Annotated in this window: 7 protein-coding genes and 1 pseudogene; 4 read left to right on the forward strand and 4 right to left on the reverse strand. The window is 32.3% G+C overall.

Translation table 11 applies throughout. From position 1 onward, the window contains the following. Positions 1 to 226: 226 nt before the first annotated feature. From HMPREF2881_RS02735 to HMPREF2881_RS02740, 3 genes and pseudogenes are all read right to left on the reverse strand, one after another. Positions 227 to 2,384, reverse strand: a pseudogene (locus tag HMPREF2881_RS02735) (MMPL family transporter); the annotation flags it as partial. Between the two features lie 241 nt (positions 2,385 to 2,625). Further along, complete coding sequence (locus HMPREF2881_RS11755) at positions 2,626 to 2,793, reverse strand: hypothetical protein (protein ID WP_002449294.1); 168 nt, start codon at positions 2,791 to 2,793, stop codon at positions 2,626 to 2,628. 253 nt (positions 2,794 to 3,046) lie between these two features. After that, complete coding sequence (locus HMPREF2881_RS02740; protein WP_002449315.1) at positions 3,047 to 3,931, reverse strand: LysR family transcriptional regulator; 885 nt, start codon at positions 3,929 to 3,931, stop codon at positions 3,047 to 3,049. Between the two features lie 256 nt (positions 3,932 to 4,187). On the opposite strand from HMPREF2881_RS02740, the gene HMPREF2881_RS02745 reads away from it, so the two are divergent. From HMPREF2881_RS02745 to HMPREF2881_RS02755, 3 genes are all read left to right on the forward strand, one after another. After that, positions 4,188 to 4,799, forward strand: a complete 612-nt coding sequence (locus HMPREF2881_RS02745; protein WP_002449416.1) for a metallophosphoesterase — start codon at positions 4,188 to 4,190, stop codon at positions 4,797 to 4,799. 118 nt (positions 4,800 to 4,917) lie between these two features. After that, positions 4,918 to 7,164 carry an LPXTG cell wall anchor domain-containing protein gene (locus tag HMPREF2881_RS02750; RefSeq protein ID WP_002488187.1) on the forward strand — a complete coding sequence of 749 codons (2,247 nt, stop codon included), beginning with the start codon at positions 4,918 to 4,920 and terminating at the stop codon, positions 7,162 to 7,164. A gap of 271 nt (positions 7,165 to 7,435) precedes the next feature. Next, positions 7,436 to 9,013, forward strand: coding sequence for a YfcC family protein (locus HMPREF2881_RS02755; RefSeq protein WP_070653650.1), 1,578 nt, complete (start codon positions 7,436 to 7,438; stop codon positions 9,011 to 9,013). Between the two features lie 54 nt (positions 9,014 to 9,067). Here the strand turns inward: HMPREF2881_RS02755 and HMPREF2881_RS02760 are convergent, their stop codons facing one another. Then, complete coding sequence (locus HMPREF2881_RS02760; protein WP_002488204.1) at positions 9,068 to 11,269, reverse strand: amidase domain-containing protein; 2,202 nt, start codon at positions 11,267 to 11,269, stop codon at positions 9,068 to 9,070. A gap of 264 nt (positions 11,270 to 11,533) precedes the next feature. Between HMPREF2881_RS02760 and HMPREF2881_RS02765 the strand changes: the two genes are divergently transcribed. Beyond that, positions 11,534 to 14,362: a YhgE/Pip domain-containing protein gene (locus HMPREF2881_RS02765; RefSeq protein ID WP_002488243.1), complete on the forward strand. Its 2,829-nt coding sequence runs from the start codon at positions 11,534 to 11,536 to the stop codon at positions 14,360 to 14,362. The last annotated feature ends 52 nt before the right edge of the window (positions 14,363 to 14,414 follow it).

The raw sequence follows: 14,414 nt of genomic DNA on the forward strand, positions 1-14,414 counted from the left end.
GTGGTTTTATCAAAATAAGTTGTAGTGTCATGCTGTTCTTGTCGCTTAGAATGAACCGTTTCAGGTGTACCTTCTTCGGTATATAAAGCTTCGTAATCAACATCATCATATGCATTATAATTATTAGAATGGGTAGCATAGCTGCGATTTTGATGTTGATAAGATACATCTTGTGTATCAACGAATTCTCTATAACGAGGGGCCTCTGAATGTTTGTAATTAGAAGTAGAAGATTCATGATGTTCTTCTAATGCTTTACCTTCAACATCAATTTTAGGTAATATAACACCTAACCATTTCGGTAAGTACCAAGATGCATTACCGAATAATTTAGTTAAAGCAGGAATTAATGTCATTCTGACAATAAAAGCATCAAATAATACACCAAATGCAAGAGAAAGACCCATTGATTTAATTGCAGTATCATCTTGGAAGATAAAGGCAATAAACACACTGAACATAATTAATGCAGCGGCAACGATAACTGGACCACTTTCTTTAATACCTACGCGAATAGAGTGATCATTATCTCCAGTTTTGCTGTATTCTTCATGAACACGTGTCATTAAGAATAATTCATAGTCAATGGCTAATCCGAATAATAAACCGATTGTAATAACAGGTAAAAAGGCAAGTAATGGACCTGTATTGTCTACACCAAATAGACTACTCATCACACCATCTTGCATGACTAAGGTTGTAAATCCAAGGGTTGCCATTAATGATAAGACAAATCCAAGTACTGCTTTTAATGGTACAAGGATAGATCTAAATACAATCATAAGTAAAATAAATGCTAGTATAACGATAACGCTAGCGAATACTGGGATAGCATCATTCAGTTTTTCTGACATATCGATATTAATGACGCTTTGACCAGAAATCTCAGTGTCATAATGATATTTATCTTCGGCATCTTTGTGATAATCTCTCAATTCATATACAAGATCTGTGGTAGATTTAGCGTTTGGACCTTCATTTGGAATAATCGTAAAGATAGCATAGTGATTATTACCATTCAATTGTGCTTTAGATACTGTATCTACATTATCTAAATCTTCTATATCTCTACGCATATTACTTAAATCATTTTCAATTGATGTTTTACTTCCACCATCTTTAGTATTCACTAACATTACAATTTGTCCGTTATAGCCTTCACCAAAATTATCTGAAATCAGTTGATACGCTTTATGCTCAGAAGAATCGTTTGGTTTAAGACTGTCATCAGGAATACCAAGACGCATGCCTGTGATTGGAATGATAGCTAGAATAAGAATCACTAAACTAATAATCGTTGCAAGCACAGGTTTACCTACAACGAATTTAGCCCATGGATGATGTTTAGGGTCTTTATTTTTAGTAGGCTTATTTTTAATTTTAATACTTTTATGGAAAATACTAATTAATGCAGGAAGTAATGTTAAGGCTGCTAAAACAGCGAATAACACACTAATAGCTGAAGCAAATCCCATAATTGCTAAGAAATCAATGCCTACTAGTGATAAACCACACACTGCCATCATTACTGTAATACCAGCAAAGATAACAGCACTACCTGCAGTACCTACTGCTTTACCAATTGCTTCTACCGTGGCAGTACCTGATTTTTTAATTTCTTTATATCTAAATAGAATAAATAAAGAATAGTCAATACCTACCGCTAAGCCAATCATTACAGCTAGTGTTAATGTGAAGTTTGGAATGTCAAACATAAATGTAAGTAATGAAATCATACCGACACTTGTTACTAAACCAAGAATCGCACTAATAATTGGCATACCTGCTGCAATAAGAGAGCCAAATGTGATAAGTAAAATAATGAAAGCAACTACGATACCTACTATTTCAGAAACACCACCAGGTTCAGAGCCCATTGACATACCAGTTGTTTTTTCAATTTGAATGTTGTGATTATCTTTAATATCTTGAAGTGCTTTATTTACTATCTTTTTAGATGAATCTTGCATACTTGTTTGAGGGACAACATAGCTGATATTAGCAATAGCTGTATCGCCTTCACTATTGACCTGTCCCGACTCATATGGATTAGAAATGTTTTGTATATAATCATCATCTTGTTTAATATTATCTAAGGCATCCTCTATGTCTTTTTTCGTTGTTTTATCTTTCAATCCATCCTCTTTATTTGAATGAAAGACAATCTTCATGGACGCTTTTTCACTGTCTTGATGAAATTCTTTACTGATTTTATCATTCGTATCAATGGATTTTAATCCATTCATTTTGATATCACTATCAAATTTTGGTGAAGTAACTAATAGAGGCGCAATCACTACACCAAGTACGACTAACCATATAATAATACTTAGCCATTTATGCTTAGCGATAAATGTACCAAGTTTATATAATAGATTTGCCAATATAATACCTCCTTTTATTGTTAAAATAGCGTTATTAGACAATGTACGTTAATAGAACGTATTTTATAATTTAACAAGAGTTTGATTATATGTGTACCATTAAAAAATTTAAGACGTTGGAAAATGCAACATTTTATTAAAATTGTTGTTTTTTTATAGAAGAAGTGAGGAGGAGCATAAAAAAGAGAAGGATAACATTCATTTAAAATTCGTTATCCTTCTCTTTATGATATGTATAAAGTTAAGCTACGAAATATCCGATAAGACAAATTGCACCAATGAGTACAAATAAAACGCCAGGTAAATATATTTTTTCTCTAAGATCAATATCTTGTCTATATGCGACGAAGCTACTAATAGAGATGAGTATGATACCAACTACTAGTAAAATAATAGAAAGTATAAGCATCAACTCAGCCTCCTTCATATCAAAATTGATGAAAACGGTGTTCTCTTAATTTTATTATATTAGGAATAGACAAATTTTTATAGCGATTTATTAATATAATGTAAAAATGTTATCATTTTTATAGTTATTTATTAATAAAATTTATAAGAAATTTACATTTAATAAAATAATTAAAAGGAGTAGAAAATGAATTCTACAAGAATTGTTTTCTACTCCTTTGGTTATATAAATGATCTTTTCATCTCATTGACATCTAAATACTTTCATTTTTTAAAGAATAGATTAATGTCATAAAGTTTTGAATAAGAGCAGTGAGATGATGATCTGCCCGGTAAACGATAGAGATATAACTTGAAGGTGGGCCTTCTTTTAATGACTTGCCAATAATGTTAGGATGATGGAATAAGGTGCTTTGACTTACAAGACTCAGATAATTAGAATCTTTAATAATGGTTAATATACTACTAATACTATTTGATTCCATATGAACATTTAAATCAATAAAATTGTTTTTTCGCCAATCATCAATACTTTCTCGTGTTGAACCACTACTATGAATAATGAAACGATACGCATTTAAATCTTCTAATGAAATATCTGTTTTTGAAGCCAAAGGATGTCTTTTATCCATTGCGATAACAAGTGGATTTTCTTGAAGACGTTTCACTTTCAATTCTTTTTCATTGAATCCTTTTTCTGAAATAACGCCGATATCAATCTCTCTATCTTTTATTTTCTTTAGTATCATAGGAGCAGTATCTACAATTAAATTCATATCAATATTTGGATAATCGTGCATATATTTTTTTAAAGTGGTAGGAAGAATACTATAAATAGGTGCATGACTTGCTCCAACTCGTAAAGTCCCACGTTTGGATTGTTTGAATTCTTCAATCATATGTGTTGTTTCATCAATTAAATTTAGCATTTTATTAGAATTACGATAAAGTAAGTCTCCAGCATCTGTTAAATTGAAACATTTCCCTTTTTTAAAATATAAGGGTATTCCAAGTTCGTTATTTAAATTTTTTAGATGAAATGTTACAGTTGGTTGCGTTATCCCCAGTTTTTCAGCAACAGCATTTTCATTCTGCAATTCAACAAAATTTTTAAAAATCATCATTTGTTTTGTATTCATAAATTAATTCCCCAAAATATATAAATTTTTTCTATTCTATTGTTTATATTAAAGAAAGAATTTTGAGGTTACGTTAATAAATTGTTTAAAGTTAGTTAATGTTGATACATTATAATGGAATATACAGTATTATCAGTAGAGGATTGAATAAACATTTTGTTACGCTCTCTTGTATTAAATTAAAAATTGAGGGTAATAACAATGTTGCTTAACAAATCTTACAACATAAAGCATTTACATTTAAGGAGAGATTTACATGTCAGAAAGGCTACTTGTGATTTCTGATATTCATGGACATCGAAAAGCCCTTTCCATACTTTTAAAACGAGCAAAATATAATCCAAAAAAAGATCAGCTCGTACTTATGGGGGATTATGTCAATAATGGACCGGATTCATTTGGAACATTAAAATTAGTTAAAAGGTTAAAACGACGTGGTGCGCTTGCTTTAGCAGGTAATCATGAAATGCGCTGGTTAAATAGTAAAGATAAAAAGATTAAGCGTTGGCATCCGTTCTTACGTGAATTATCTGCTGTTGAAGTGATTGGTAATTATATTTTTGCACATGCAGGAATAGATACCAATAAACCTTTGAATAAGCAGATTAAAGAATATACTACTGGACATTATTCACATTCGCTTAATCGTCAGATTCCTAAAAATAAATATTTAGTTCATGGTCATGTACCGAATAATCGCTATGGATTAAAGAAAGACGAGATTTATAAAAATAAAAATGAATTATCTATAGATACAGGCGCAGGACACAATAAGTTTTTATCGCTGATTGATTTAACAGGTCAATATCAGTATTCAGTAGAGGTAACGAATATTCGAAAAATGAATATAAAACGCTTAAAAATATAATAGTTAATGATGTTTAATCTTTGATTAAAACGAATAAATAAAAATATAATAAGACATTCAAGTTTTATGTAAAATGTTATATAATGAAATGGAATATCACTAAAAAAGGGTGGCATTAATGAATAAAAATACGCAAAACAAAAATCGTAAAATGTCGAAGCTAAGTTCGTATTTAAAAGTGTCATGTTCAGCTTTAATATTAAGTAGTTCACTTGTAGGTTACGGGTTTACTAAAGATGCATTTGCAGCAACACAAGATGCAGAAACAGCAACTTCTGAAACTACAACACATGTTCAAAAAGATTTACAAGATGCAATGAATAAAGCGAAAAAAGACATTAAGCAACTAAAACATTTAAGTGCAGTTGAGTTAAAAAGTTATAAAGAAGATATTGAAAGTGCTAAAAATCAGAATGAAATTAAAAATATAATCAAAGAAGCGAAAAAAGAAAATAAAGTAACAGCACAAGAAAACACAACTGACGTTTCAAACAAGGATAATAGCACTGAATCATCTAGCACTCAAGATGCTTCAACAGAAGAAGAAAAGGCTACAACAAGTAACGACACTTCTGCTGATAATACATCTAATATATCAAATGAATTAGATAACATCGTATCAGATCTAGATACTTTATCTAATAAAGTTGATAGCGGTCAACAAAAAGATGCAACAACATCAAATAAATCTTCGTCTTCTGAATCAAATACTTCTGAAAACACAACTGATGAAGTAACGAAAGAGGAACCTACTACGGAAGAATCACCAAAAGAAGTGCCAACAACAGAGAAACCTTCAAACCAAACAACCTCTTCTAAATCAGAAACTTCTATTGTTGATAAATTAGATAGTATTAAAAATGATATTGATAGTGCTAAAAAAGACATCGAAAGTTCAAAAGAAAACGATTCAAATCAATTACCAAGTGATGAAAATAGTACAGAAGAGGAAACAACTGAATCATCTAGCACTCAAGATGCGCCAACAACAGAAGACACAACAAATTCTAATTCCAACCATCATGTATTAGATGGATTAGCTAAATTAAACGATACTCATAAAGATCAAGACTTAGATACAGATGCACGATATCATCAATTTGATAAAGTGAATCGCCAATTATCTGAAGCTGAAAAAATTAATCAAGCTATTGCTAAAATTGAAAATAGTAAAGATGATGCCAGTCATTTATATATCAATCGTAAATTAGATCAATTATCTGATTTACGTGATAACATTCAACATCAAGCTGATTTAGCGAAAAAAGATAAACAAGCTATTGATAATGACATTGAAACTGTACGTAAAAATATAGAGAATAACCGTGATATTATTCTTAATCGTTTGCAACAAGTCTCTGACAAACAACGTGCAGCTGAAGATGTATTAAACAGTGTGTTTAGCAAAAATGAAGCGCAACACATATTGAAAAATATTAAAACAAAAGGACAATCTGATAAACAAATTGCAGATCAGATTATGAAACAGATTGATGGATTGACTTCAACAACGAGTGATGACATCTTAAAATCTATGTTAGAACAAGCACCTAATAAAGAAGATTTATTAAAAACAATCTTATCTACACGTTTAGGACAAAATGAAGCGGCTACTATTGCGAAACGATTAGTAAATGACCATTTAACAAATTCACAAATTGTTGATCGCTTAAAACAAGCATTTAATCAACATGGTCTTGTGTCTAGTGATGATATTTTAAATGATATTTTAGATAAAACGTCTAATCGTAAACAAGCCATTGAAACAATGTTAGCAACAAAATTAAACCAAGCAAAAGCGAACGCTTTAGCTGATATTATTTCAAGAGTACAATCTGATAAAGCGAATGCTTTGGATTTAGTGAAAAGTACAATTAATGGTAAAGCCAATGACTTATTACAACTTCAAAATAGCTTAGGTCAAGCCAAAAATAGATTAAACTATATTCTTGATCCAATTGTAAATCGACCATCATTATTAGATCGTATTACGGGTAACACAAGTGGTTCCAATCTCGGTTCAAATCTATTAGGTAATGGATTAGATTTACTAGGTGGTTTAACTGGAAGTCATTTATTAGGCAATCTTCCTTCAGGTAGTAGTTTGCTTGATGGATTAACAAATGGAAACAGCTTACTTGACGGTATAAGTGATATTCCTAATCCAACACAAGGCTTATCATTAGGTCATTTAGGCGATGATGGTTTACTTAGCGGTTTATTTAATAGTGATGGAAATTTATCATTACCTGCAACAGGTGAAGCCATTAAGAAAAACTGGATTCCGATTGCAGCAGTGATTGCTATTGCAGGTGGGGCACTTGTATGGTTCAGTCGTCGTAAACATCACCAATCTAATAACTAAACCAAATAAATAGGAGTAAATAATTAATGCCATTGAACATTAATTATTTACTCTATTTTTATATATTGAGTTGTTGCACTTAAATGGACAACTCAACATATGTAAAAGATGTATCCAAAGTATGAATAATAATCTATTTACTTTACATCATCATTGAGTGTCATATGCATTAGACATAAACTTAAAGTATGAAAAAACAATTTGAAAATGACTCAATTGTAATTATGACGTAGTACATGTTGAAGTGATTAAGATTAAAGGGGTGGGGAGCATGGAACGCAGTGAAGGTGTATCTCATACAGTATCTGATAACAAAGAGAAAAAACGGTTTCGATTAAAAATGCCTGGTGCATTTACAATTTTATTTATTTTAACCATTATTGCAGTGTTAGCAACTTGGATTGTGCCAGCAGGTGCGTATTCTAAGCTTTCTTATCATGCAGGAGCGCATGAATTTAAGATTGTCGATGCACATAATAAAACAACGACAGTCCCAGGGACACAAGATCAACTTGACAAATTAGGTGTCAAGATTGATGTGAACCAATTTAAATCAGGTGCTATCAATAAACCGATATCGATTCCTGGAACTTACGAGCGCTTGAAACAAAAGCCAGCGGGTCCCGATCAAATTACGACAAGTATGGTAAATGGAACGATTGAAGCTGTCGATGTCATGGTATTTATTCTTGTGCTTGGTGGTTTAATAGGCGTCGTACAAACGAGTGGTGCTTTTGAATCGGGATTATTAGCATTAACTAAAAAAACTAAAGGACATGAATTTTTACTGGTCTTTATGGTATCCATCTTAATGATTTTAGGTGGAACGTTATGTGGCATTGAAGAAGAAGCGGTCGCTTTCTATCCAGTGTTGGTACCTATCTTTATAGCGATGGGCTATGATTCCATTATATGTGTAGGGTCTATTTTCCTGGCGAGTTCTATTGGGAGTACGTTTTCAACAGTTAACCCTTTTTCAGTAGTCATCGCCTCTAATGCTGCAGGAACAACCTTTGTAGATGGATTATATTGGCGTATTGCTGGACTTATTGTAGCAACCATCTTTACGATAGGATATTTATATTGGTATGCAAAACGCATTAAAAAAAATCCGAAACGATCATACACTTATGATGATAAAGTGAAGTTTGAACGACAATGGTCAGTGATTAAGAATAATAGTGAAGACAGTATCTTTACCTTACGTGAAAAAATTATTTTAATACTCTTTATCTTGCCCTTCCCAATTATGGTTTGGGGCGTCATGACTCAGGGATGGTGGTTCCCGATTATGGCGTCTATGTTTTTAGCCTTTACCATTGTGATTATGCTTATTGTCGCATTAGGTAAGAATGGATTAGGTGAGAAAAAAGTGGTCGATGCATTTGTTAATGGTGCATCAAGCTTAGTAGGCGTATCATTAATCATTGGTCTTGCACGTGGTATTAATAGGATTATGAATGATGGACTGATTTCAGATACAGTGTTAAATTTTTCATCATCACTCGTAAAACATGCGAATGGCCCACTGTTTATTCTTGTATTATTGATTATCTTTTTCTTCCTAGGATTTATTATTCCTTCATCATCAGGATTGGCTGTACTTGCCATGCCAATATTTGCACCACTTGCTGATACAGTAGGTATTCCTCGATTTGTGATTGTTACAGCGTATCAATTTGGACAATATGCGATGCTATTTTTAGCACCAACAGGATTGATTATGGCTACATTACAAATGTTGGATATGAAATATTCACATTGGTTTAAATTTGTATGGCCAATTGTCGTTTTTGTATTTATCTTTGGCGGTGGCTTATTAGTTGCCCAAGTATTAGTATATTCATAATAAAAAAGCCATTGAGTTTCAAATTTTTGAAACTCAATGGCTTTTGTTATGCATTTATTTAGGTTGAATGTAGTGTAAAGATGAGGCAGTATCCGCATCAATTTGACGATATGATACAATACCCAATCCTTTTACATTTGATTCTGAAATAATGATTGAGCCATCATCATTGACTTTTTCAACGAAAGCAACGTGGCCATATAACGCACTTGCTCCAGATTGGCCTGCTTCAAATACAACTGCTGTATGATTTTTAGGGGTTGTACTTACATTATACCCTGCGTCTTCAGCGCTATTATCCCAGTTATGTGCATCGCCCCAATGACCGCCTACATGTTTATCAAATTGTTGAACACGTTCGTACACATACCAAGTACATTGACCATATGGATACGGTGAAGCAACATCTGAAATTGAAAATGGCTTAAATGCACTTCCTGAAACATCTGTGCCACTACTTCCTGTTGATGTTGAGTATTTATCTAAATCAGGCATGTGTTTTTTATCAAAATCAGTTAAATTGTAATGTTCAATTAAGCTATTTAATTTCGTTGCATAGTTTGGATCAGTCGCATAAGTTTGGCTTAAATGACGTGTTGCTGAACGATAACTTGGTGCAATATTTTTCCAAGATGATTTATAAATTGTAGGATTACCGTCAATACCATGTTTGATTAAATCAGCATAATCTTTTAATGAAGCCTTAAGATTTGGATATTTACGGAAACTAGCATTAATACTAAAAATATTATTATTACTACTAGCTTCAAGTGTATTGAAGTTAACTGAAGCACCTTTATAACTACCTTTCATACCGAATAAATTGTAGTTTGGTGCTTGTGCAAGAGCGCTATTACCTGAACTTGATTCTAAAATAGCCTGCGCAATCATAACAGAAGCATAAATATCATTATCTTGCCCAATTTTATGCGCATCTTTGGCAATAGATGTAATAAATTCACGTGTTGCTTTATTTTCTACCACTGCCATGTTTCCATTAGTAACATTGTTCCCATCTAATTGTGGTACATTTTGGAATAAACTTATAGCGCGTGTATTACTTTGTTTAAAATCATTTTCAAATGATTGTGGTGCTTCTTGTTTATGTTTTAGTTGTTTCTCCGTTGGCAATTGCGGATTGTCTTTATTTGTGTCTAGTTGGTCTTGAGTTGTTGATGTATCTTTTTTTGAATCTTCATTTTGTGATGCTTGAGATGTGCTGTCTTTTTTAGATGAGGTATAGTCTTTATGTGTTTGTGTTGCTTTATCACTATATTTATCAAGAAGCGCATCTAGTACATCCTCTGATTGTTGACGATCTTTATTAGGTGTTGCTTGCTCTTCTTGAGAGATTTGAGATGTTGTATTTTTTGTTGTTTGCTGTGATGTTGATTGATTGCTATTTTCAGATGTCGAGGACTCATTAGTATTAGAATCATTTAAATCTGAAGCTAATTGATTCAATGAATCTAAGGCTTTGCTTACGCTAGAATCATCAGTTGAATGATTGTCATTACTGTTACTATATTTAAATGATGACTCAGACGATTGATCTGACTGATTATTTTCTGTTAGTACCTCAGATTGATTTGATGGTGTGGTATGACTATTTGACTTATCAGATGAGTCTTGAGGTGATGGATCAATTGTTGTGTGTTGATGTGATGATTCAGTACTATCTTCATCTGAAGAAGTTGTATTCGTTGCATTTTTGTCATCATTAGTATTAGATGAAGATGAATCACTTTCAACATGTTCATATTTAGAAATATCATCATCAAAATGGAATAAAGATGAAATCAAACTTGTTAAACTAAAGCCATTTTCAAAGTGACTAGGATCTAAAAAGTTTGATGAGAATGAATGATTTGAACCATTCATGTTAAATACAGATAATGGTGTATGATACGTGTCTTCATCTTTAGTATGAGATGAACGATTATTTTTCGAATGTGTTGATGATGGTTTAGAATGAGAAGCGGCATCTTCATTTGAAACTGTGTCTGATTGACTTTCTTTTGACTGAGAGTCTTGCTTTTTATTATTATCAGAGCTATCAGAAGTTGGATCTTCTGAAGATGGAGTTTCATTGCTTTCAGTACGTGTTGTTTCTGATGTAGAAGTTGAATCCTCATTATTTGATTCAGATGTTTTAGTTTGTTTTGTAGTCTCTTCAGCTTGAGCAACACTAGACGTAAATGTTGGTAAAACCAGAGTTGTAGTTAGCAAATATATCATGAATTTTTGCTTCGACATCAATAAACGCTCCTTACTTTTGTATAATATATTTTATAAATCCGTCTTAAGTCAGACGATTTCTATCGTATTTTAACGTAGCATTAGCTTTGTCGCTAAAATTATTTTCTGCTATAATGCATAAGTACCATTTTAATTGTTGACGTATATCAACTAATTATGGCATTCGTGATAAAAGTATTATACTAATTCTACGATATAAAAAACAATGTTTTAAATCATATTGATATAAATTCTTAATATTTCATTTTTAGGAGAGTGAAAATGAAGAACGCGTTTAAACTATTTTTGACAGACTTAAAGCGTGTCGCTAAAACACCTGCTGCTTGGGTAATTCTAGGCGGTTTGGCAATTTTACCTTCATTTTACGCATGGTTTAATTTATGGGCAATGTGGGATCCATATAGTAATACAGGTCATATTAAAGTGGCAGTTGTAAACGAAGACCAAGGCGATAAAATTCGAGGTAAGAAAATTAATGTAGGTAATACGCTCGAAGACACATTGAAGAACAATGATAAATTTGATTGGCAATTTGTCAGTCGGGAGAAAGCAGATCATGAAATACGAATGGGTAAATATTATGCAGGAATTTATATACCTAAGAAATTTACACATCAAATTACGGGAACACTTCGTAAACATCCGGAAAAAGCAGATATTACATATAAAGTGAACCAAAAAATTAATGCTGTCGCCCCTAAAATGACTGATACCGGTTCGACAATTATTGTTGATGAAGCCAATAAACAATTTAATACTACTGTAACGAAAGCATTATTGAAAGAAGCAAATAAAGTAGGTCTTCAAATTGAAGACGAAGTACCAACTATCGATAAAATTAAAAATGCAGTCTATGCTGCCCATCAATCTTTACCTAAATTGAATAAAATTGCAGATAGAATTGTTTATCTTAATGATCATCAAGATCAGCTTGATCAATATGCGAATCAATTCCGTGATTTAGATAACTATAAAGATGATATTTTAAATGCTCAACAAAAATTAAATGACGTCAATGCAGCGATTCCTTCTTTAAATCAAAAAGCGAAACTAATTCTCGCATTGAATGAATATATGCCTAACATTCAGAAATTAGTGAATGTAGCAGCAGATGATATTCCTCAGACATTCCCTAAAATTAATAGAGGGGTAGAGATTGCGAGTCAAGGATTAGACTTAGCGAATCAACAACTTAACGATGCACAAGGTTATTTAGGTATGGCTAAACAACGTGTTGGGGATTATCAAGAGGCAACTAGGCGAGCACAAGCCGTTAATGGTAATGTGAATAATAATTTACGACAACAAAGTGCGACAACTAATGACAACGGTATGCCTCAATATACGATTCAAAAACTAAGTAATAGTTCGAATAATGATCAATTACCTAATGGTCAGATTCTTTCGAATGAAGATGTTAAATCAATGAATAGTGGACTTGCTGAAGCATTACTTGCATTATCTTCAAATGCTGATAAGCAAGCTAAGGCATCACAATCTGATGTAAAAGCATTAAGAGATATAACGTATGGTGTTATTGCCTCTAATCGTCCAACAGAATATAATGACATGCTTCGAAATATTAAAGGACGTTTAGAAAACACTTCAAAATACAATCAACAATTGATTGATGTATTAAAAGAATTACAACAACGTGAACATGTGAATTTAGCACCACAAATTAAACGAATCGAAAGTACCAATAACCGTATTAATGATACGTTACGTTCTACTAACCAATTGATTGATGCATTATCAAGTGGTGGTAAAGGTAGTGCGGAGTCTATTAATGTATTAAGAAGCTTGCCAGCTTTAAATTCTGGTTTAGGTAGTTATAGAGATTACATTAAAGATAATTTAAATCATCGTTTACTTGTAGTTTCTAATGATATTACAAAACAATTAAGTGAAGGCCAAGTTGTATTATCAGATGTGCAATCTAAATTAAATACGATTAATCAAGTGATTCAAGCAGGTCAAGATATTGTAGGTAATGGTCAAACTCGTATTGCAACACTTCAAAGTGAATTACCATCACTTGAAGCGGGATATATTGAAGCAACTCAAACTGCTAAAAATTACTTCCCAACAGTACGAAAAAATGTAGCAAAAGCTGCAGACTTTGTACGTAATGATTTACCTGATTTAGAACAACGTCTTGCGAATGCAACAGCTACTGTTAATGCTAACTTACCAACATTATTTGATAAGTATGATAATGCAGTAGATTTATTAGATGAGAATCAACCAAAAGCAAAAGAAGCTTTAGCGAATTTAGCGAACTTTGCACAAACAAAATTACCTGGTATCGAAAGAGATTTAAATAAGGCTAATGATATATTCAATCAATTGGACGATGACGATGCAGTAGATAAGCTGGTTAATAGTCTAAAAAATGATTTGAAAAAACAAGCAGATGTTATCGCAAACCCAATTAATAAGAAAACTGTGGATGTTTTCCCAGTCAGAGATTATGGTTCAGGGATGACACCATTCTATACAGCATTATCCATTTGGGTAGGCGCTTTATTATTAGTGAGTTTATTAACAGTGCATAACAAACATGAAGAATTAGCAGATCAGTTAACGAAACGGCAAGAATATCTTGGTAAAGGAATGTTCTTTATCTTGATGGGTGTATTACAAACCCTCATTGTTACAACAGGTGACTTATTCTTACTTCATGCGCAAGTAGAATCACCATTGCTCTTTGTACTCGTTGCATTATTTGGTGCAATTGTGTTTAATACCATTGTTTATACGTGTGTATCTATATTGGGTAACCCAGGTAAAGCGGTAGCCATCATTCTTTTAGTATTACAAATTGCAGGCGGTGGCGGTACCTTCCCAGTAGTTACACTACCTAAGTTCTTCCAAAACATTTCACCTTACTTACCATTTACGTACTTAATTGATTGTTTACGTGAAGTTGTAGGTGGTATTGTACCAGAAATTTTAATTACAAAATTAATTATATTTGGGCTCTTCGGTCTTGGTTTCTTCTTAATTGGATTTATTGCTAAACCATTCTTAGATCCAATTATGACTAAAATTGCAAAACGTGTAGAAGAAAGTAAAGTAACAGAATAGAAAATAAAATAGCCTGATTGATAATGAAACATCATTATCAGTCAGGCTATTA

Source organism: Staphylococcus sp. HMSC057A08 (assembly GCF_001812925.1).
In the GTDB taxonomy this organism is placed as follows: domain Bacteria; phylum Bacillota; class Bacilli; order Staphylococcales; family Staphylococcaceae; genus Staphylococcus; species Staphylococcus hominis.